General features: G+C 68.8%; 21 protein-coding genes. 14 read left to right on the top strand and 7 right to left on the bottom strand.

The window, feature by feature from the left end:
- Positions 1–137: 137 nt before the first annotated feature.
- Positions 138–866: an IclR family transcriptional regulator gene (locus ABZ848_RS45060; protein ID WP_360841626.1), complete on the top strand. Its 729-nt coding sequence runs from the start codon at positions 138–140 to the stop codon at positions 864–866.
- Between the two features lie 28 nt (positions 867–894).
- Here ABZ848_RS45060 and ABZ848_RS45065 read toward each other — a convergent pair whose 3' ends face one another.
- Positions 895–1,785, bottom strand: coding sequence for an alpha/beta hydrolase (locus tag ABZ848_RS45065; RefSeq protein WP_360841574.1), 891 nt, complete (start codon positions 1,783–1,785; stop codon positions 895–897).
- A gap of 263 nt (positions 1,786–2,048) precedes the next feature.
- Here ABZ848_RS45065 and ABZ848_RS45070 point away from each other — a divergent pair, with 263 nt between their 5' ends.
- The 8 genes from ABZ848_RS45070 to ABZ848_RS45105 all read left to right on the top strand — a co-directional run bounded on the left by ABZ848_RS45070 (position 2,049) and on the right by ABZ848_RS45105 (position 10,463).
- Entirely contained in the window at positions 2,049–3,749 is a 1,701-nt protein-coding gene (locus ABZ848_RS45070; protein WP_360841576.1) for a bifunctional 3-(3-hydroxy-phenyl)propionate/3-hydroxycinnamic acid hydroxylase, read from the top strand.
- The gene (locus ABZ848_RS45075) at positions 3,724–4,629 is read left to right on the top strand and encodes a 3-carboxyethylcatechol 2,3-dioxygenase (RefSeq protein WP_360841578.1); all 906 of its coding nucleotides are present in this window, start codon (positions 3,724–3,726) and stop codon (positions 4,627–4,629) included. Before ABZ848_RS45070 ends, ABZ848_RS45075 begins: the two co-directional genes overlap by 26 nt.
- A 63-nt stretch (positions 4,630–4,692) precedes the next feature.
- Positions 4,693–5,559, top strand: coding sequence for an alpha/beta fold hydrolase (locus ABZ848_RS45080; RefSeq protein WP_360841580.1), 867 nt, complete (start codon positions 4,693–4,695; stop codon positions 5,557–5,559).
- Complete coding sequence (locus ABZ848_RS45085; protein ID WP_360841628.1) at positions 5,556–6,350, top strand: ABC transporter ATP-binding protein; 795 nt, start codon at positions 5,556–5,558, stop codon at positions 6,348–6,350. The genes ABZ848_RS45080 and ABZ848_RS45085 overlap by 4 nt, the downstream gene beginning before the upstream one ends.
- On the top strand, positions 6,347–7,138 hold the full coding sequence (locus ABZ848_RS45090) for an ABC transporter ATP-binding protein (RefSeq protein ID WP_360841582.1): 792 nt from the start codon (positions 6,347–6,349) through the stop codon (positions 7,136–7,138). The genes ABZ848_RS45085 and ABZ848_RS45090 overlap by 4 nt, the downstream gene beginning before the upstream one ends.
- Positions 7,135–8,022 carry a branched-chain amino acid ABC transporter permease gene (locus ABZ848_RS45095; RefSeq protein WP_360841584.1) on the top strand — a complete coding sequence of 296 codons (888 nt, stop codon included), beginning with the start codon at positions 7,135–7,137 and terminating at the stop codon, positions 8,020–8,022. Before ABZ848_RS45090 ends, ABZ848_RS45095 begins: the two co-directional genes overlap by 4 nt.
- Entirely contained in the window at positions 8,015–9,169 is a 1,155-nt protein-coding gene (locus ABZ848_RS45100) for a branched-chain amino acid ABC transporter permease (protein WP_360841586.1), read from the top strand. The genes ABZ848_RS45095 and ABZ848_RS45100 overlap by 8 nt, the downstream gene beginning before the upstream one ends.
- A 40-nt stretch (positions 9,170–9,209) precedes the next feature.
- The gene (locus ABZ848_RS45105; protein WP_360841588.1) at positions 9,210–10,463 is read left to right on the top strand and encodes an ABC transporter substrate-binding protein; all 1,254 of its coding nucleotides are present in this window, start codon (positions 9,210–9,212) and stop codon (positions 10,461–10,463) included.
- A gap of 280 nt (positions 10,464–10,743) precedes the next feature.
- Here ABZ848_RS45105 and ABZ848_RS45110 read toward each other — a convergent pair whose 3' ends face one another.
- The gene (locus ABZ848_RS45110) at positions 10,744–11,526 is read right to left on the bottom strand and encodes an IclR family transcriptional regulator (protein ID WP_360841589.1); all 783 of its coding nucleotides are present in this window, start codon (positions 11,524–11,526) and stop codon (positions 10,744–10,746) included.
- Between the two features lie 150 nt (positions 11,527–11,676).
- Between ABZ848_RS45110 and ABZ848_RS45115 the strand changes: the two genes are divergently transcribed.
- Both ABZ848_RS45115 and ABZ848_RS45120 read left to right on the top strand, forming a co-directional pair.
- On the top strand, positions 11,677–12,396 hold the full coding sequence (locus tag ABZ848_RS45115; RefSeq protein ID WP_360841590.1) for a CoA transferase subunit A: 720 nt from the start codon (positions 11,677–11,679) through the stop codon (positions 12,394–12,396).
- An 11-nt stretch (positions 12,397–12,407) separates the two neighbouring features.
- Complete coding sequence (locus tag ABZ848_RS45120) at positions 12,408–13,073, top strand: CoA transferase subunit B (RefSeq protein ID WP_360841592.1); 666 nt, start codon at positions 12,408–12,410, stop codon at positions 13,071–13,073.
- Between the two features lie 9 nt (positions 13,074–13,082).
- Here the strand turns inward: ABZ848_RS45120 and ABZ848_RS45125 are convergent, their stop codons facing one another.
- A complete protein-coding gene (locus ABZ848_RS45125) occupies positions 13,083–13,331 on the bottom strand; it encodes a hypothetical protein (protein ID WP_360841593.1) in 249 nt (82 codons plus the stop codon).
- A gap of 13 nt (positions 13,332–13,344) precedes the next feature.
- Between ABZ848_RS45125 and ABZ848_RS45130 the strand changes: the two genes are divergently transcribed.
- Positions 13,345–14,091 carry a GntR family transcriptional regulator gene (locus ABZ848_RS45130; protein ID WP_360841594.1) on the top strand — a complete coding sequence of 249 codons (747 nt, stop codon included), beginning with the start codon at positions 13,345–13,347 and terminating at the stop codon, positions 14,089–14,091.
- A 1,131-nt stretch (positions 14,092–15,222) separates the two neighbouring features.
- Here ABZ848_RS45130 and ABZ848_RS45135 read toward each other — a convergent pair.
- The 4 genes from ABZ848_RS45135 to ABZ848_RS45150 all read right to left on the bottom strand — a co-directional run bounded on the left by ABZ848_RS45135 (position 15,223) and on the right by ABZ848_RS45150 (position 18,797).
- The gene (locus ABZ848_RS45135; protein WP_360841596.1) at positions 15,223–15,732 is read right to left on the bottom strand and encodes a nuclear transport factor 2 family protein; all 510 of its coding nucleotides are present in this window, start codon (positions 15,730–15,732) and stop codon (positions 15,223–15,225) included.
- A gap of 131 nt (positions 15,733–15,863) precedes the next feature.
- Complete coding sequence (locus ABZ848_RS45140) at positions 15,864–16,742, bottom strand: SDR family oxidoreductase (protein WP_360841598.1); 879 nt, start codon at positions 16,740–16,742, stop codon at positions 15,864–15,866.
- Between the two features lies 1 nt (position 16,743).
- On the bottom strand, positions 16,744–17,964 hold the full coding sequence (locus tag ABZ848_RS45145; protein ID WP_360841600.1) for an acyl-CoA dehydrogenase family protein: 1,221 nt from the start codon (positions 17,962–17,964) through the stop codon (positions 16,744–16,746).
- 98 nt (positions 17,965–18,062) lie between these two features.
- Positions 18,063–18,797 (bottom strand): GntR family transcriptional regulator, encoded by a 735-nt coding sequence (locus ABZ848_RS45150; protein ID WP_360841602.1) that lies wholly within the window; start codon positions 18,795–18,797, stop codon positions 18,063–18,065.
- Positions 18,798–18,946: 149 nt separating this feature from the next.
- On the opposite strand from ABZ848_RS45150, the gene ABZ848_RS45155 reads away from it, so the two are divergent.
- A complete protein-coding gene (locus tag ABZ848_RS45155) occupies positions 18,947–19,345 on the top strand; it encodes a cupin domain-containing protein (protein ID WP_360841604.1) in 399 nt (132 codons plus the stop codon).
- Between the two features lie 17 nt (positions 19,346–19,362).
- On the top strand, positions 19,363–20,382 hold the full coding sequence (locus ABZ848_RS45160) for a quinone oxidoreductase (RefSeq protein WP_360841606.1): 1,020 nt from the start codon (positions 19,363–19,365) through the stop codon (positions 20,380–20,382).
- Positions 20,383–20,396: the final 14 nt, after the last annotated feature.

The raw sequence follows: 20,396 nt of genomic DNA on the forward strand, positions 1-20,396 counted from the left end.
GGGAGAGGAAGGAACGGAGGTCACGATGTACCTCCCGGTCGGAGCGCGAGGGCGGGGCCCTCTGGGCTCCGGTATAGACGTGGACGTACGAAGGGGCCAAGCTCTGTTCCGTGACACGGAACGACCTCCCGGCCAACATGCTCCGCAAGGCCCTGCTCGTCCTCGACTGCTTCCGCCCGACCGGTGGCCCGTACCGCCTGACGGAACTGGTCGAGCGGTCCGGCCTGTCCAAGACCACCGTGCACCGGCTGGTCGCCGAGCTCGTGGAGCTGGGCCTGCTGGAACGCGCCGGCGCGTCCTACCGGCTCGGCGGCAAACTCTTCGAGCTGGGCACGCTCGTCCCCCGCCGGCTGGGCCTGCGCGAGACGGCGCTGCCGTTCCTGCAGGACCTCTATGAGGCCACGCACGAAACCGTCCACCTCGGCGTCCGCGAAGGCCTTGAGGTCGTCTACATCGAGCGCATCCACGGCCACGACGTCCTTCCGCTGCCCTCCAGGGTCGGCGGCAGCCTGCCCCTGACGTGCACCGGTGTGGGCAAGGCGCTGCTGGCCTTCTCGAGCACGGAGCTGGTGGACGACGTGCTGGCCGGACCGCTGACCCGCCTGACGGCCTACTCGGTCACCGATCCGGCACGGTTGCGCACCTCGCTCGAACAGGCGCAGGTGTCGGGGCTGGCGTACGAGGAACAAGAGGCGGCCGTGGGGGTCAGCTGTATCGCCGCACCCGTCTTCGAGAACGGCGAGGCGGTCGCGGCCCTGTCGGTCGCGGTGCCCCGTGCCCGCTTCCGGCCCGCTCAGATGGCCCCGGCCGTGCGCACCGCGGCGCTTGGGCTCTCCCGTGCACTGCGGTCGGGCAGGCCGCTCTGACCGAGGCCGTCGGACATGGCGGCGAAGGTCAGGCGAAGGCTTTTCGGAGGGATGCGGCCATCAGTTCCATGGCCTCCTTCGCGGGCTCGACCGGCCCCGCGTGCGTGAACGCGTGGTCGACGCCGTCGAAGCGCCGATGCGTCACGGGTACGCCCGCGGCCCGCAAGGAGTCCGCGTACGCCTCACCCTCGTCGCGCAGGAGGTCGTGCTCGGCGGTGATGATCAGCGCCGGCGCCAGGCCGGCGTGGTCGGGGGCGAGGGCGGGTGAGACGAGAGGGTCCTTGCGGGTGGCGAGATCCGGCACGTAGGCGTCGTTGAAGAGGTGTGACAGCGCGGGAGTGATCACGGACTTCCGGCCGTGGAGGAGTTTGGCCTCGGGATCGGCCGCGAGATCCAGGGGAGGGTAGTCGAGGATCTGCAGCCGCAGTGAGAAGTCCTTGGTGTCGCGGGCGGTGAGGCAGACGCCGGCGGCGAGGTTGCCGCCGGCGCTGTGTCCGCCCACGGCGAGCCGCGTGCCGTCCCAGCCGCTCTCGGCTCCGTGTGCCGCGACCCAGGCGGTCACGTCGTACGCCTGGGTGGTGGCGGCCGGGAACGGGTGTGTCGGGGCCACGTCGTAGTCCACGTTGACGACCACGCAACCGGCGCGGTCGGCGATGAAGCGGCAGATGTGGTCGTCCGCCTGGTGCCGTCGCAGGACGAAGCCGCCGCCGTGGAAGTTGACATATACCGGGGGAGCGCTGCCGTCGGGGCGTGCCGAGGGGCGGTAGACGGTACAGCGCACCGAGCCGGCGCGGGTGGGGATCCGCAGTTGGCTCGTGCTGCGGGGTATGTCGGTGCACCGAAGGTCGCGGTGGACGCGGGCGATCAGGGGGCCGAGGAGCTGGAACGCTCTGACTTTGAGGGCATGCCGATTGACCATGTGGTTCTTCCCTGGGGTGGCTCGGAGAGCGGGACGCATCAGACGCGTCGATCAACAGGATTCCTGATGGTGCACTGCGGGCGCGCCGCGAGGCAAGGGGGTGGCACTCATCCCTGTGGGCCGGTGTGCGAGTCATGGAATTTCGTCGTGTCGGACGCCTTGACAATGTGACGCCGAGGTTTCAGTCTCCCACATAACGCACCGAGTGAATCACATAACGCACATCGGTGGTCGTCGGAAATCCCTGAGAGAAGGGCTCGGCCATGACCGCACCGTCCAGGTCTCCCGCGAGGTCGGCGGACGTCGTGATCGTCGGAGCGGGACCCACCGGTCTCGCGCTCGCCAACCTGCTCGGCCTGTACGGAGTGCGCACCCTCGTGCTGGAGGCGGAGGGGGAGCTGTTCGACTACCCGCGAGGCGTGGGCATCGACGACGAGAGCCTGCGCACGTTCCAGACCGCCAGGCTCACCGACACGGTCCTGCCGCACACCGTCCCCCACCACCTGCTCCGTTTCGTCAACGGCAGCGGCCGCCTTCTCGCCGAAGTGGATCCCGGCGAGGGCGACTTCGGCTGGCCCAGGCGCAACGGCTTCATCCAGCCGCTGGTGGACCGGGCCATGCTCACCGGCCTCGACCGCTTCCCCCACGTGGAGGTGCTGTTCTCCCACCGCCTCACCGGCTTCACCGACCGGGACGAGGACGTACTGCTGTCGGTCACCGACGCCGACGGCGAGGAACTGACCATCCGGACAGGGCACTTGGTGGGATGCGACGGCGGACGCAGCACGGTCCGCAAGTCGATCGGCGCCACCTTCGAGGGCACCACCGAAGCCACCAGGTGGCTGGTCGTCGACGTCCGCAACGACCCGCTGGGCACCCCCAACGCCTACCTCGGCTGCGACCCGCGCCGGCCGTACGTCTCCATCGGACTGCCGCACGGCATACGCCGCTTCGAGTTCCTGCTCCTGCCCTCGGAGACCGACGAGCAGGCCGTGGAGCCCGCCCACCTGCACCGCATGCTCGGATCGCTGATACCCCACCCCGAGCGGGCCGACCTGATCCGCAAACGGGTCTACACGCACCACGCCCGGGTGGCCTCCGCCTTCCGCCGCGGCCGGGTCCTCATCGCCGGTGACGCCGCGCACCTGATGCCGGTGTGGCAGGGCCAGGGTTTCAACAGCGGTATCCGGGACGCCGCGAACCTCGCCTGGAAACTCGCCGCCGTCACCCACGGCATGTCGGACGAGGGACTCCTCGACACCTACGACGCCGAACGGCGCGGGCACGCCGCCGCGATGGTCGACGTGTCCAACAAGATCGGCAAGGTCATCTCACCCACCAACCGACTGGTCGCCGGGGTGCGTGACGCCATCGCCGCCGCTCTCAACGCCTTCCCCCGGGCCAAGCGCTACCTCGCCGAGATGAGGTACAAGCCCATGCCGTACTACCGTCACGGCGCCGTCGTCCACCTCACGGAACCGGACCCGCGTACAACGGCCGTCGGCAGGCTGTTCGTCCAGCCGGAGGTCGCCACCGGCGAGGGCGAACGACTGCCTCTGGACGAGGTGTTGGGCCCCTGGTTCGCCATCGTGACGTGGGCCAACGACCCCCGGTCCGTCCTCGGCCCGCAGGGTGTGGAAACGGCCGAGCGCCTCGGCGCACGGCTGGTCGAGGTACGCCCCATGAGCCAACTGCACTGGAAGGCCCCGGAGCAGACCGGCGACATCACCGTCGTGGGAGACGTCACCGGGCGCCTGAAGAAGTGGTTCGACGCCCACCCCGTCTCCACGGTGGTCGTCCGGCCGGACCGGTTCGTGGCCGGCGCCACCATCGCCCAACGGGCTCCCCAACTCCTCACCGACCTCGCCGAAGCCCTTCATCTCACCCCCGGAGGCCCCCATGCCGGTCCGTCTGTGCTGCCTGTCGCACTCCCCGTTGATGGAGCACTCGCGCCCGCCGAGTGACGTCCGGGCGAAGGTCGACAGCGCCCTCGACGGCGCCAGGGACTTCGTCCGCGCATACGACCCCGAACTGGTCGTCCTGTTCGGACCCGACCACTACAACGGCTTCTTCTACGACATGATGCCGCCGTTCTGCATCGGGGCGGGGGCGGAAGCGGTCGGCGACTTCGGCACCTCAGGCGGCAAACTCCCCGTGGACCGCGACACCGCGAGGTGGCTCGTGGCGGAGGTGCTGGGGCAGGACGTCGACGTGACGATGTCGGAGCGGATGATCGTCGACCACGGCTTCGCCCAGCCGCTCGACCTGCTGTTCGGAGGCATCGACCGGGTACCGGTGGTTCCCGTGTTCATCAACGCGGTCGCCGAACCCCTGGGCCCCGCCGGCCGGGCCCGCCGTCTGGGGGAGGCGATCGGCGGGGCCCTGGCCGAACTGGATCAGCGCGTCCTGGTCATCGGCTCGGGTGGGCTCTCCCACGACCCGCCGGTGCCGAGGATGGCCGAGGCCGAATCCCCCGAGGTGATCGCCCGGCTGATCGACAACCGCAATCCCTCCCCGCAGGAGCGCGCCGCACGGGAGGCCCGGGTCATCGCCGCCGCCCACACCTTCGCCGCGGGCACCTCACAGCTCCAGCCCCTCAACCCCGCCTGGGACGCGGCCTTTCTCGACGTGCTCGAACTGGGCACGCTGACCGACTTCGACACCTGGACCAACGACTGGTTCGTCGAGCAGGGCGGCCACTCAGCCCACGAGGTCCGCACCTGGATCGCCGCCTACGCGGCCCTGGCGGCCCAAGGCCCGTACCGGATGACCTCCAGGTTCTACGAGCCCGTCGAAGCCTGGATCGCGGGATTCGCCCTCACCACCGCCGAACCCGCCGCCTGACCTCCCCCGGTCCCCGCCCAACCCCCGCTCACCTTCCCCTCCGTCCCGTCCGGGAGCCACCGAATGACCAGCAGCCCCACCGTATGGACCGCACTCGCGGAGACCCCCTTCACCTATCGCCACGTGGACGTCGGCCCCTGGCGCACCCGTGTCCTGGAGGCGGGCCGCGCTGACGCCGAGCCACTCGTCCTGATGCACGGCACCGGAGGGCACCTGGAGGCGTACGCCCACAACATCGCCGCCTTCGCCGAGCACTACCGGGTGATCGCCTACGACTTCCCGGGCCACGGCCGCACCACCCACGCCACCGCCGACCTCGAACTCCCCGACTACACAGGGCACTTGCTGGCACTGCTCGACGAACTCGGCATCGACCGGGCCCACCTGAACGGCGAGTCCCTCGGCGGCTGGGTCGCGGTCAAGTTCGCCGCCGCCCACCCCGAGCGGGTGCTGCGCATGGTGCTCAACACGCCGGGCGGAACCATGTCCCGGCCCGAGGTCATGGAACGCCTGCGCACCCTCAGCCAGCAGGCCGCCGACGACCCCACGCCCGAGCGGGTGCGGACCCGGCTGGAATGGCTGATGGCCGACCCGGCCACCGTCACCGACGAACTCGTGGCCATCCGACGCGGCCACTACGCCCGACCCGGATACGCCGACTCCGCCCGCCACATCCTGTGCCTGCAGGACCCGGAGGTCCGCCGCCGCAACCTCATCACCGACGACGAACTCGCAGCCATCGAAGGCCCGGCGCTGGTGGTGTGGACGAGCGACGACCCCTCGGGCCCCGCCGCGGCCGGACTCGAGATGGCGGAGAAGATCAGCAACGCCCGATTCGAGGTCATCGAGGGCGCCGGTCACTGGCCGCAGTGGGAACAGGCCGAACGCTTCAACAAGCTCGTGCTCGCCTTCCTCTCCGAAGGGCCCTGAGCATGCTGGACGTCGGTGAACTCGTGGTGCGCTACGGCAGGGCGCAGACAGCGCTGCACGGAGTGAGCCTGAACGTGCCGGACGGGGCCGCCGTCGCGGTCCTCGGGGCCAACGGCGCCGGCAAGTCGACGCTGATGCGCGCCCTGTCGGGAACCCTCGGCCATCATCGGGGCACGATCGACGCCGGGACGATCACCTACCGGGGACGCTCGCTACGAGGCCTGAACCCCGCCGACATCGTGGCGGCGGGCGTGGTGCAGGTGCCGGAGGGCCGCCGTGTCTTCGCCACGCTCTCGGTGGAGGAGAACCTGCGCGCGGGCGCCGCCGCGGTGCGCGACCGGGCGGCGCGGGCCCGCACCCGCAAAGAGGTGTACGAGCTCTTCCCGCGGCTCGCCGAGCGCGCCGAGCAGAAGGCGGGCCTGCTCTCCGGCGGCGAGCAGCAGATGCTCGCCATCGGACGGGCGCTGATGTCGAGGCCGTCGCTCCTACTCCTCGACGAACCGTCGCTGGGCCTGGCCCCACTCGTCGTGGCACGCATCGGCGAGATCGTCCGGGAGATCAACGCACAGGGAACGGCCGTGCTCCTCGTCGAGCAGAACGCCGCGATGGCCCTGTCCCTGGCCGAGACCGCCTACGTCTTCGCGGTGGGCCGGGTGCAACTGGCCGGGCCGAGCGCCCGGTTGGAGGAGAGCGGCGAGATCCAGCACCTCTACCTGGGTGGAGACGTCGCTTCCGACGAGCCGCCGCCTGCGGCACCGGCCCGGGCGGCCCTGACGAGGTGGGCTCCATGAACAGCGCGGTACTCGAGGTCGACGGCATCACCCTGCGCTTCGGCGGGGTGACCGCACTCGACAACGTCTCCTTCACCGTGGCCCAGGGCAGCATCCACGCCCTCATCGGACCCAACGGAGCGGGCAAGTCCTCCAGCTTCAACGTCATATCCGGCGTGTACCACCCGGCCTCCGGGGCCGTCCGCTACGCCGGAAACGACCTCGTCGGCCGGCCGCCGCACCGCATCGCCGCGCTCGGCGTGGCCCGCGCCTTCCAGAACCTCGCCCTCGCCGGTGGCCAGAGCGTCGGCGACAACCTGATGGTCGCCCGCCATCACCTCACCCGCGCCGGATTCGTGGCGACGGGACTGCGACTGCCGTCGGCACGCGCGGAGGAACGCCGGCACCGCGCACGCGTCCGCGAGATCGCCGACTTCCTCGGCCTGGGCGCCCACTGGGACACCCCGGCGGGCCTGCTGCCGTACGGCGAACGCAAACGTATCGAACTGGCCCGGGCCGTGGCGGCCGAACCCGAACTCCTCCTGCTCGACGAGCCGGTGGCCGGCATGAACCACCACGAGTCCCAGGTGATGGCCCGGCAGATCCGGCAGGTGCGGGACGAGCTCGGCGTCACCGTGGTCCTCATCGAACACGACATGCCGATGGTCATGTCCCTCGCCGACCGCGTCACGGTCCTCGACTTCGGCCGCCGCATAGCCGACGGCACTCCCGCAGAGGTCAGCGCCGACCCGGACGTGATCCGCGCCTACCTCGGCACCGACGACACCACCCCCGCGGAGCACGCATGACCCGCTTGCTGGAACTCCTCGTCACAGGGCTGTCGCTGGGCATGCTCTACTCACTGGTCGCCATGGGCTTCGTGGTGATCTTCAAGGGCACTCGGGTGGTGAACTTCGCCCAGGGCTCCCTGCTGGTCCTCGGCGCCTACGTGGTGGCCCGGCTCGCCCCGTCCATCGGCTTCTGGCCGGCCGCGGCCGCGGGTGCGGCGGCCTCGGTCCTGGCCGGAGCACTGATCAGGCTGCTGCTGTCCCGGGCACGCACCGACGACCCGACGGCCCCTGCCATCGCCACCATCGGCATCGACATCGTGCTCACCACCGACCTCACCCGGCGTATCGGCCCGGACGTCCTCCCCATGGGCGACCCCTGGGGGTCGGCCACCGTCGACCTGGCCGGCGTCACCGTGCCGCAGGCACGCATCGCGGCCATGGCCGCCGCCGTGATCGTCCTCGGCCTGCTCCTGGTGCTCTTCCGCCACACGAACTGGGGCGTGTCGATGCGGGCCGCGTCCGCCGATCCCGAGGCGGCCTCCCTCATGGGCATACGGCTCAGCCGGGTCGCCACCGTCTCCTGGCTGATCGGCGGAGCACTGGCCGCGGTGGCCGGTGTCTTCATGTCGACATTTCCCTCCGCCGGTCTCGACAGCAACGCGGGAACGATCGCGCTGGCCGCGGTACCGGCGGTCATCCTCGGCGGTCTGGACTCGACCCGCGGGGCGGTCGTCGGCGGGCTCGCCGTCGGCGTGGCCAAGACACTGACGGCCGGTTACGGCGACGAACTGAGCTTCCTCGGCGACGGGTTCGGAGACATCAGCCCCTACGTCCTCATGATGATCGTCCTGCTGTGGCGGCCGTCCGGACTCTTCGGCACCAGGGAGTTCCACCGTGTCTGACCGCTCACGCCTCGTCCGGCGAACGCTCCTCGCCGCCGGCCTCCTGCTCGTCCTGGCCCTGCCCTTCTACCTGGACGGTTTCTGGCTGCTGCTCGGCGTGCTGATCATGGCGGCCGCCATCGGCGCCATCGGCCTCAACCTCCTCGTCGGCACCGCCGGTCAGCTCTCCCTCGCGCACGCCTTCTTCCTCGCCGTCGGGGCCTACTCCTACTGCTGGTTCGCCGGGGACTCCGGGCCGGCGGGCGGCGGCATCACCCTGACCGGACTGCACCTGCCCTCGCTGCTCGCCGCGGTCCTCGCGGTGGCGACGGCGGGCTTCGCCGGACTCCTGTTCAGCCCCATCGCGGGCCGGGTGCGGGGCCTGTATCTGGGGCTCGCCTCACTGGCCCTCGTCTTCGTCGGCCAGCACCTGCTGTTCAACCTGTCGTCGGTGACGGGCGGCTACAACGGCCGCAGGGTTCCGGCCCTGGCCGTCGCGGGCTTCGAACTCACCGGGAACGACCCGCAGTTGACCGTCCTGGGAGTGCCGTTCGGCGACCGCGAACGGCAGTGGTACGTCGCGCTCGTCTGCGTCGTGGTGGCGTACCTGTTCGCACGCAACGTCCTCACCGGCCGCCCCGGACGGGCCCTGGCGCTGATGCGGGACAACGAGACCGCCGCCGCTGTGGTGGGCGTCCCCGTACACCGCTACAAGGCCGCCGCCTTCGTCCTGTCCTCCATGTACGCGGGTGCGGCGGGTGTCCTGCTGGCCCAGGCCCTGCAACGCGTGGTGCCCGACTACTTCGGACTGGCCCTGTCGGTCGACTACCTGGCCATGGTCGTCATCGGAGGACTGGGCTCGGTCGCGGGATCGGTGCTGGGCGCCGCCTTCGTCACCGGACTGCCCACCCTGCTGACCCACTACAGCGATCACCTCTCCTTCCTCGCCGAACCCGGCAGCTCGGGCGTCGACCCGGCTGTGGCCGCACGCCTGGTCTTCGGAGCCGCGATGGCCGTCGTGATCCTCATGGAACCCGGTGGGCTCGTCACGCTCTCCCGGCGGCTCAGGTTCCCCCTCCGCAAGGCCGGCGGCGCGGCGCCGGCTCAACCGCCGCAGACAGCCGCCCGCGCTTCAGCCCCCGCCCCCCACGACATCGCCTCGCCCTGATCAGTCACTGATCAGCCCTTTGAGAAGGACGGACAAACGCATGCGCTCCATCCCGTTCCGCGGCCTCGTCGCGGCCGTCGCGGTGCTCTCCGTGACAGCAGTCGGCTGCAGCAGCAAGGCATCGAATTCCCAGAGCGAGAGCTCCGGGATCAAGACCGGTCCCGGCGTCACCGCCGACACGATCACCCTCGGAGCGCTGACCGACCTCTCGGGCGTCTTCGGCGCCCAAGGAAAGATCATCGTTCAGGGCAACCAGCTCTACCTGGACAAGCTCAACGACGCCGGCGGCATCTGCGGCCGCAAGGTCAAGCTCGTCGTCAAGGACCACGGCACGGATGTGCAGAAGGCGGTCAGCCTCTACGCCGAGACGGAGCCCAACGTACTCGGATTCGTCCAGATGCTCGGCTCCCCGATCATCACCGCCCTCGACGGCGACATCACCGACGACAAGGTGCTGACCGTCGCCACCGGCTGGTCGTCGACGCTGCTGAACAACCACAACATGATCGTGCTGGGCAACACGTACGACGTCGAGACGATCAACGGCCTCGACCATCTCGTACAGGACAAGCAGCTGAAGTCCGGGGACGTCGTCGGACACATCTACTTCGAGGGCGACTACGGCAACAGCGCCTTCCAGGGCAGCCAGTACGCGGCCAAGAAGCTGGGCCTGAAGCTGCGCGGCATCCAGGTGAAGCCCACGGACACCGATCTCACGGCCCAGGTGACCACCCTCAAGGCCCGCGGGGCCAAGGCCATCGTCCTCAGCGTCGGTCCGCGCCAGACCGCCTCCGTCGCCGGCGTCGCGGCCTCCCTCGGATACAACGTGCCGATGATCGCGAACACCCCGGCGTTCGACCCCTCCCTGCTCAGCACAGCGGCCAAGGCGCCGCTGGAGAAGAACCTTCTGGTGATGACCTCCATCGCGCCCTACGCCTCCTCGGCGACAGGTCCCAAGGAGGTCGCCGCTCAGCTGCCGAAGAAGTACCCCTCGACCAAGCCCAACAACTCCATCGACCTGGGCTATGCCAGCGCCCTCGTCTACGCCGAGGTGCTCAAGAAGGCGTGCGCCGACAAGGACCTGACCCGGGAGGGCCTCAACTCCGCGTTCCGTGAGCTGAAGAGCGTCGACACGAGCGGCCTGACTCCGACGCTGAACTTCTCGAACGCAGGCCAGCAGCCCTCGCGCGAGACCTACGTCCTCAAGGTGGACAGCTCGGTACCCGGCGGACTGGCGCCGGCGGAGCCCGAGGCCCAGAGCAAGGTGGCCCAGGGGTACCAGTCCGCGAGCTGAACCACATGTCGGTCTTGAGGAGACCGCCGAGCCGCCCCGGTACCCGTCCGGATCCGGGGCGGCGTGCGCGTCGCGAGATCAGGCCACGATGTCACGGCGTGCTGGACCTGCACGACGGGCCGTTGTACTGGGCACTCACTCTCCTGCACACCCCTGAGCTGCATGCGGATTGCCAACTTTTCCGAGGCCGAAGTTCCAGCGGGTCACCGCTCGTTCTTCGCATGGTCCTTGATCCCGTCGTTCGCGGGGTGCGCCGTCGCCGGGGCATTGCAGGCGGTGGTCAGCGTCGGGTGCCCGCGCCGGTGTTCAGCGTGCGACCGAGCGCGTGCGCCTCGCGCAGCAGCAGCGTGCCGAGTTCGGGTCTGCGCTCGGCGCGGAACCGGGTCTCCACACCGGTCACGGTCAGCGCCCACGCGGGCTGCCCGGCGTGGTCGAACACTGCGGCCGCCATGCCCCAGCTGCCCTCCACGACGAGTCCCGGGTTCACCGCGTAGCCGTCGGTCCTGGTCCGCGCGATCCGCTCGCGCACCGCGTCCGGCGCATGGGCCGGGCCCCACCGGTCGGCCAGGTCCCGGCGCGTCAGATAGGCGTCGATCTCGCTGTCATCCAGGAACGACAGCACCGCCAGGCCGGCCGACACGACACCGAGCGGGAAGCGCGCACCCTCGTACAGCACGAAGGAACGGATCGGGAAGTCTCCGTCCTCCCGCAGCAGACACACCGTCTCGTCACCCCGCCGGGCCGAGAAGAACGCACTCTCGCCCGTCAGCGCCGCGAGCCGGTGCACGCTCTCGCGCGCGTGGCGGGTGATGTCGTAGCGAATTCCGGCCACCCCGCCGAGCAGATAGAGCTCGGGGCCGAGAAACCAACGCCCACTACGTCGGTCGCGGTCGACGAAGCCCTCCTCCGCCAGCGAGGCGAGTAGCCGGTGCACGGTCGGTCTCGGCAGGCTGGCCGCCCGCGCGATTTCGGCGGTGCCCGCACCGGCCTCGTTGACCCCCGACAGCGCGCGAAGCACCGCACCGATCCTGCCGACGAGATGAGCTGCCGGGGTCGCGTCCATGTCCTCATGGTACGTCCACTCAGTGGACGTCATGTCCGGCGTCGGCTCACCGTTCGATCGGTTTCAGGCGTCAGAAGCGCCGCTCCTTGCATCCCAAGGGCAGACCAGCGTTCACTCAAGCGCTCAGACAGTGAACGCATCGGAGAGGACGTGGGCAAGTTGACCAAGCTGCGCGGGACCGCGTCAGAGGCCCTGGCTGGCGTGCTGACCGACGGGATGACGATCGCGGTCGGCGGGTTCGGTCTTTGTGGTGTGCCGTACGACCTGATCGAGGTCGTCAGGGACAGCGGGGTCACCGGGCTTACGGTCGTGTCCAACAACATGGGGGTCGACGGCAAGGGTCTCGGCCTGCTGCTGGAGAACCGTCAGGTGGTCAAGGTGATCGCCTCGTACGTCGGCGAGAACAAGCTGTTCGCCCAGCAGTACCTGGACAAGGCTCTCGACGTGGAGTTCTCCCCGCAGGGCACGCTCGCCGAGCGCATGCGGGCCGGCGGGGCGGGTATCCCCGCCTTCTACACGCGGACCGGCGTGGGCACGCCCGTCGCCGAGGGCAAGCCGCACGCCGAGTTCGACGGACACGTCCATGTCCAGGAGCGTGCGATCGTCGCCGACCTCGCACTCGTGCACTCCCATACCGCGGACGAGGCGGGCAACCTCACCTACCGGGCCGCCGCACGAAACTTCAATCCCCTCGTGGCCACCTGCGGCCGGGTGACCGTCGCCGAGGCCGAGCACCTCGCCGAGGAGTACATCGACCCCGAGCTGGTCGCCACTCCCGGCGTCTACGTGAACCATCTGGTGGTCGCGCGCGAGCGGACCAAGGAAATCGAGCAGCGCACGGTCCGCCCCCGCGTGACCGCCGCAGTGTAGGAGCGACGACCGTGTCCCGGACACGCGACGAGATGGCGGCGATAGCGGCCGCAGAACTCAGCGACGGCAACTATGTGAATCTCGGCATCGGCATCCCGACCCTGGTGGCCAACCACATCCCCGAGGGCGTTCGGGTGACCTTGCAGAGCGAGAACGGCATCCTCGGCCTCGGCCCGTTCCCCTGGGAGGGCGAGGAGGACGCCGACGTCATCAACGCGGGCAAGCAGACGGTCACCGTCATTCCCGGTGGAAGCTACTTCGACTCCGCGACGTCCTTCGGTATGATCCGCGGCGGCCACATCGACATCGCCGTCCTGGGCGCGCTGCAGGTGAGCGCGAAGGGCGACCTCGCGAACTGGATGATCCCCGGCGCCCTCGTCAAGGGCATGGGCGGCGCCATGGACCTGGTGGTCGGCGCCCGCCGGATCGTGGTGCTCACCGACCACGTCGCCAAGGACGGTAGCCCGAAGATCGTCGAGGAGTGCACACTGCCGCTGACCGCGGCCGGCGTGGTCGACCGCATCATCACCGACCTCGCCACCATCGACGTGACCCGCGACGGCCTCCACCTCACGGCGCTCGCTCCGGGCGTCACCGAGGAGGAGGTCCGGGCCAAGACCGGCGCCCCACTGAAACTGTCCGCAGCAGCAGCCGCGGGGATGGGGCCCACCGGATGAGTGGCGTGATCACGGCATCCGTGAACGGAGCCGCCCGGTCGTTCCCGACGCCTTCGCGGCGACGTTCTTGAAGTCGACGTCCGCGTTGCCGCCCTTGCGGTTTCTATCTTCCGTATTGTCGGAGGCCCCGACAGGGTGGCACTGACCCCGGTGGCCGGAGAGATCGACCGGTTGATGGAGAACAACCAGTTCGCGGTCGGTGACAGCGGCGGGGATGCCGACGACCGTCCAGAGCCAGAACCGGATCGGGTGGAGCACTGATACTCAAGACATGACTCGGACGGCCCACATCTCCAACTCACCAGGGAAGTTGATGCTCTCCGAGCAGGTCTACGCACACTTGCGGGACGCGATCATGCACGGGGACTACGCCCCCAGCGATGCCCTCAAACCGCAGCACCTCGCCAAGGAGCAGGGCGTGAGCCTGGCCGTCGTACGTGAGGCGCTTGTGCGGCTGGTCGGCGAGGGCCTCGCTGACCGGCTGCACAACCGGGGCTTCGCCGTTCCGGCCTTCTCGGACCGCCGCCGGCAGGAGATCGTGGAGGCCCGCAGGACCATCGAACCGGTCGTGCTGCGCAAGTCCATCGAGCAGGGGGACATTGACTGGGAGGCCCGCGTACGAGCCGCTCACCACCGCCTGGCTCGCACTCCGGCGTACCTGCCGGAGGAGGGCGAGCACTACAGCGGTGTATGGTCCGAAGCCCACCGGGTCTTCCACCGCACCCTGCTGGAGGGCTGTGGCAACCCCGTCCTGCTGGAGACCTTCGACCGGATGTGGCCCGTGAGTGCACTGGCTCGCCGCTGGTCGGCGCATCACGACCCAAACCGTGACGTCGTTGGCGAGCACCGCCGGCTGGAGGCGGCGACGCTGGTCCGCGACGCCGACGCCGCATCCGAGGTCCTGGCCCGGCACCTCACGCAGGCCGCGGCCGACCTGGACGTCTGCACCGGATCACCGGCACCGGCGGCTGTGGAGGTCGCCGACACTCGGGTCTGTCTGCCAAACCACTGCGTTTGAAGGGGAGCCTTCGGGGAGGATGTGAGGGCTGATAGGCGGTGTGGCAACACGGCCTACGCTGCAAGGTCTGTCGAGGGGAGACGATGTTGACCAATCAAGCATTGACTTTCGCCCGTTGGGTGGACTTCATGATCGATTGTGGGGAGACGAACACGCACGCCAGCGCTTGGGGGATGCCAGTCGATACTCCCGTCCCGGTCTTCGATCGTGAGAGCAGGACAGTGTCTCTGGGCGGACGGTTCCAGGGCGCCTCGTTCGGTGAGTACGTTGAGCTGCTGAAGTCCTCGTCAAGGGAATGTCGCTATGCCAGTGATTGGCAGATGGAAGCCGACGCTCCTGTCCCTGTATTCACCCCTTACGTCAGGACCGTCCACCTCGGAGAGCCGGCGAGCGCGTTCTCGTTCTTCCCTGCGGATCCGACCCCGGCCTGACGACTGGGTCGGCGTCCGGAGCGAAGGGACATCACGCTCCGCGCGGCGATGGAAGCTCGATCGCCTGTTTCGGAGCATGCCGGACGGCCTGATAATTGATCTTGTGGCGGGTCGGGGTGAGATGACGGATGCGGGAGCGGATAGCTCCGCTCCCGCCGCGTGTTGATGCTCGCGGCCGGCCGTGGCGGGCACCGGCAGGTGGTGAACGGCGTTGTGGTGGTTGCGGACCGGGGCCCTGGTGCTGAATGCCTAATTCGTATGGGCTGTGGAGTGCTGGGGATGCCGTTCGCAGCCGCGTGCGTGGTGGCGGACTTCACGCATCAGCCAGTGGTGCGTTCGACTTTCCATTGGTGGACGGGACGAGGAAGCCCCTTTGGGCCGGGAGACGCTGCTCAGAGTGAGCCAGAGGTGTTCGCTGGCGCAGCCGCGGTCGGAGCCACCGGAGCACGTCGCGTGCGGCGTCGCGGTCCTGGATGTCGGCGGGGCGACACCGTGATCACCACGGGCAGGTCGAGCGTGTCGACCGTTGGGCAGCCGAGGAGGCTGCCCGGAAGCTCACCGTGCACCACGACTACGGTCGGGGTTTAGCACGTTCGCTGAACCGGAACGCCTCCGCCGGTCTGCCATTCCCGAGGCGGGGTGTCCAGTTCCTCGGTGAGCGTGAGGCCGTGATGGTGAGTTCACCGGTCGGCCTCGACACTCAGCTCGTGGGGTCGGTGATCTGCTCCGGGATGAAGAAGGCGACTTCCTCGGCGATCAGCCCATCGCGGATCTTGAAGTCGTGCAACAGGCGCCCGTGCATCGTCCGGCCTTCGGGCAGCATGTCCGAGGCGAGCAGCCCCTCCTTCGGAACGCCGGGGGGGATAACCGTGGTGTAGCTGATCAGCTGGTCGAGGAAGACGCTGTCGGTGGTGGCGTATCGCCGTAGCAGGGGGCCTCCCAGGTCAGGCATGACCGACAGCAGGCCGCGGTAGTTGTCCAGTACCGCTTCCTTGCCCTCGAAGCGCGGGGTCTCGAAGGGGAAGTGCATCTCCCAGACGACATCGTCGGAGTACAGCCGGGCCAGCTGCTCCAGCTGGTTCTCCTCCTCGTAGGCCACGTGCCAGTGCACGAGCCACAAGGCATGCTCGGGTGTGCCCACCGCCGGCTCGTTGTCCGGGTCGTCGTACACCTGCAGACCCGCGGTGCTCGTCTCGTCCTGAATCGGCATGACGTGAATCCTTTCGATGGTCAACCGGAGAATCAGAGGAAATGCATGGATTGTCAGTGCACGGCAAAAGCCACTCAAAGGTAAGCAGTTCTGCCGACGAAGCAACGTCGACGATTGCTTACGGAATGCTGTCAGCCTGTACTTTGTGCGGCCCAGCGCGAGTCAATCCACATGGGTGATTCGGGTCGCTGGCCCGCGACCCAGTAGTCGTCGAGGTCCGCCTCGGTCCATCCCCGCTCGCGCAGGATCTCCTCGTCCGTGGCCATACGGCCCGTGCAGCTGCGTGGTTCGCTGGTGAGCATCTGCAGAGCTGCGTCCACGTAGATGTCCGGGCGGCGCCACTGGCCGGGACTGCCCATCTTGTCGGACCCCCAATTCCGGGTCGCTGCCGTGTCGATGGGGGCGGCGGGCCAGAGCGCATTGGCGGCGATATTGTCTTCGCGATGTTCTGCCGCGATACCGATCGCCAGCCTGCTCATGCCCATTTTCGTCGTCATGTAAGCGACTTTTCCCGGCGAGGGGTCCAGGATTAGTTCGGGGGAGTTCATCATCAAATGCCCCCACTGGCGGTCCACCATGTGCGGCAACGCGTAATGCGCCAGCAGAAAGGCGGCACGGACGTTGATCTGCCACATGAGGTCATATCGTTGGGGCGGCGTGTCGATCACCCGCTCCCACCACAGGGCGCCGGCGTTGCTCACCGCGATGTCGATCCTGCCGAACTCGTCGACGGTACGTGCGACGAGCCCTTCGACTTCGTCGGCATGCCGGACGTCCGTCCGCACGGCCAGTGCCCGCACGCCGAGCTTCCGCGCCTCCGCCGCGACACTGTGAATGGTGCCGGGAAGCCGTTCCTGTTCCACCTCGCTCTTGCCGGCCACCACCACATCTGCCCCGGCGGCGGCGAGTCCGAGCACAAGAGCCCGGCCGATACCTCGGCTGCCGCCGGTCACCACGGCGACTCGCCCAGCGAGAGCGTCGGGGAGGATTGCCCTCTTGTCCACGGCCATGTCAGATGTACGGGGTGATGTTGGGCTCGACCTGGCAGTACGCGCGTCCGTAGACCTCGTACAGCGGGCGGGTGCTCAGGAAGGCGTGCCGGGAGCCGACCATGACATCCCGCCAGTACTGCTGCAGCACGCTGGACTCCGCGAACGAGGAGGCGCCCGCGATGGACATCAAGGAGTCCACAGCGATACGGACCTCGTCCACCGCCTGCCCGGCGGCCACCCGGCACCACGCGCGACGCTCGAACGACAGCTCACCGCCCCGGGTGACCTCTTCCAGTTCGTACGCGGCGCGCTCCACCAGCAGCCAGGCGGAGTCGATCCGAACCGCCGCCTCCCCGAGCCGTTCGAGCACCACCGCGGAATCGGTCTGCTTCTCGAAGTCGAAGTAGGTGATGCCCCGCTTGTGCGCGTTGGCGCTGACCTTTTCCAGTATCGCCTGTGCGGCCCCGAGCAAAGGACCGCACAGTCCGACGGAGAACAGCGGTGCGAACGGCATGCGGTCGATGGGGTCCTTCTCGTCCTCCGACAGCGCCTTCGCCGTGGCCTGCATCTCCGACGCCATCCGCACCAACTTGTCCGGTACGAACACGTCTTGCACCACGAAGGTGTTGCTGCCGGTACCGCGCATTCCGACGACCTGCCAGGTGTCCTTGATCTCGCCGTCGGACACCGGCATGAACCCGATTCCCTGATTCACCGGCTCGTCGTTGTCGTCAACCACGACGAGCCCACCCATGATCCAGTCGGCGTGCAGGCTGCCACTGGCGAACCCCCAGGCACCGCTGACCCGGTAGCCCCCGTCGACTTTGCGGGCGGTCCCGCTGGGCGTCAGCACGCCGGCCGCCATCGGGCGGTCGGAGGAGGAGTAGATGGCGTCAGTGCCTTCAGGGGTCAGAAAAGTGGCCGCGAATGCCGTGACGTCACCGATGAGCGTCCACACCCACGCAGTCGACGGGCAGCCCTTTGCGAGTTCGGCGGCGATGCGCAGCTGCCCGATCAAGGGGCCGCCCGAGCCGCCCCACCGTCGCGGTATCCAGTAACGGAAGAACCCGGCGCTGTGCAGTTCCTCAAGAGTGTCCTCGGGAATCCGCCGGTTCTGTTCCACCCATGGGGCGCGCTCGGCGAGTCGCGGCCGCATCTCGCGGGCGGCTTCGAGGAGCTCCGCGGTCGCCGAGGCGGCGACATCGGTCACCGAGGCGGGTTTCGGGTCGGCGATGGTCATGGCATCCCCTTTCCGCGTGCACGCTGCGTGCCCCGCCTGGGGCCGTGTGCACGCATATGCGTCGTTGCATCTGCGTGGGTGAATCGAGTTGAGGTCGGTCAGGACTTGCGGTGTTCGAGGACGCGACCTGCCGCGGTGCGCAGCACCCATGGGTCCCTGGTGCTGTCGATGAGCGACAGCGTGATCGTGCTGACCTTGGAAATGTGCTGTGCCACTAGATCTGCGCAGGTCGCGCCATCGCGTTCCTGGGCCGCGCGCAGGATGGCGGCATGGTCGGCGTCCGCGAGCTGGGCCAGGGCGCCGAGATCGTGTTGCTGACCAACCATGAGTCGTCGGTAGCGTTCGGCCGACCGCCAGAGGTCGTCGGCCATCCGGCGAATGCGGTCGCCGGCGTGGCGGAACAGCCAGGCGTGAAAGCAGCGGTGAACGGCGGCGGCACCCGCGAAGTCCAGCTCCTTGTGCAGTCGTGCGTTCTCCGCGTCCGCCTTGGCGATCTCGGTCAGCTCGGCGTCGGTCAGGTGGGGCACCGACAACCGAACCGCCATGGGCTCGACCGTCAACCGCAGTGCGCACAACTGCTCGAAGTCCGCCAGCTCCAGCGGAGCGACCCGGACTTGACGGTTGTGCTCGGCCTGGATCAGTCCCTCGTTCTGCAGCATTCGCAGTGCCTCGCGGAGCGTCGGCCGCCCGATGCCCAGCCTCTCGGCGAGCTGGACCTGGGAGACACGCTGCCCGGGCGGCAGCTCGCCCGACAGGATCGCGTCGCGCACCCGAACGTACGCCCACATGGCGCCACCCTGTTCAGCCTGCACGTCGTCCGACTCGATTTCCATGCCGTCATGCAAGCAGAACTGACGACAGTTCGCAAGGTTTTCCCTGGATAGTTCCCTCTGGTTCGACCTTGACAAGGAAAACTGCTTACAGTTTGCTGAGTTTCAGCGGGGTTCATCTCGCTCGTGAGCACTTCGAAGAGGAGGTCCACGTGCCCACCCAGCCCTTTCACGCGGCATTGGACGAGCTGCCCAAGTTCCCTGGACTCGACGGGTACTTCACCCGGGCGGCGATCACCGCCGATCATGCGACCTTCCAGGTCATCTGGCTGAAGCCGCACCATCCCCCCGTACCGACCGACCAGCACCCCTTCGACCAGACTGTCTTCGTCTTCTCGGGCGAGCTGGAACTGGTCCTGGACGGTTTCGGCCGGTACGTCGTCCGTCCCGGGGAGTGTCTCTACATTCCCGGCGGGGTCCCGCACACCGCGAAGGCACTCGGCGAGGAGACGCTCCACGCGCTCGACATCTTCGCCCCGGCCCGCGACGACTACCGGCACATGGTCGAGCACCAGCTGCAGGCCGAGCCGGTCTCGCCTTCGTCCAGGTAAACCCGAGGAGCTGCTCAGTGCGTGCCGTCGTCGTTCCCTGTCATGGCGGTCCGGAGGTTCTGGAACTGCGTGAAGTACCAGACCCCCGGCCCGCCCCCGCTGACGTACTCGTCGCGGTCGAGGCGATCGGAGTCAACTACCACGACGCGCTCGCGCGTAGCGGTGCCCTCGCGGCGGAACCGCCCTTCATCGCCGGCGTGGAAGCCGCCGGGACGGTGCTGGAGACAGGCACCGAAGTCACGGACCTCGTGCCGGGACAACGGATCGTCTGGCCCTTCACCGAAGGAAGCTACGCCGAGCTCGCTGCCATCCCTGCGCGGTGGGGGGTCCCCGTCCCCGACGAGGTGTCCAGCGAGCAGGCCGCCGCGCTCGTCGCGCAGGGCCTCACCGCTCACTATCTGAGCTTCGACACCTACGCGGTGCGGCCGGGCGACGACGTCCTGGTCCACGCGGCGGCCGGGGGAGTGGGCAGGCTCCTGGTCCAGCTGGCGACCCACCGAGGCGGTCGGGTCATCGCGACGACGTCGAGCGACGCCAAGGCGGACTTCGTGCGGGACGCGGGCGCCGCGGAGGTCGTCGGGTACGAGAACCTGCCTGCGAAGATACGAGAACTGACCGGTGGAAAGGGTGTCGAGGTCGTTTATGACGGCGTGGGGGCGGCCACCTTCGAGGCAAGCCTCGCCGCCGTCGCCCGCCGCGGACACCTGGTCTGTTACGGCGCCACCAGCGGCCCGGTCCCACCCTTCGAGATCCGTCGGCTCTCGCGTGCCGGTTCACCGTACCTGTCCCGCCCGAGCCTGATCGACTACGTCGTCAGCCGCGCCGACCTGCTGGCCCGTGCCGACCAGGTGTTCGAACTCGCTGCGCGCGGTGTGATCCAGGTTCCCGTCACCGGCCGGTTCGGCCTCGACGAAGCACAGACGGCGCAGCAACTCCTCGACGATCGCACCCGGGTCGGCAAGCTGATCATTTTTCCGCAGGGTGTCCCGCAGACGGCAACCGAGACCGCCACGGCGCTCGCCGCCGAGGCCCGGTGAGGCCGCAAAGCAGC

The organism is Streptomyces sp. NPDC047081 (assembly GCF_040643775.1).
Classification (GTDB): Bacteria; Actinomycetota; Actinomycetes; order Streptomycetales; family Streptomycetaceae; genus Streptomyces.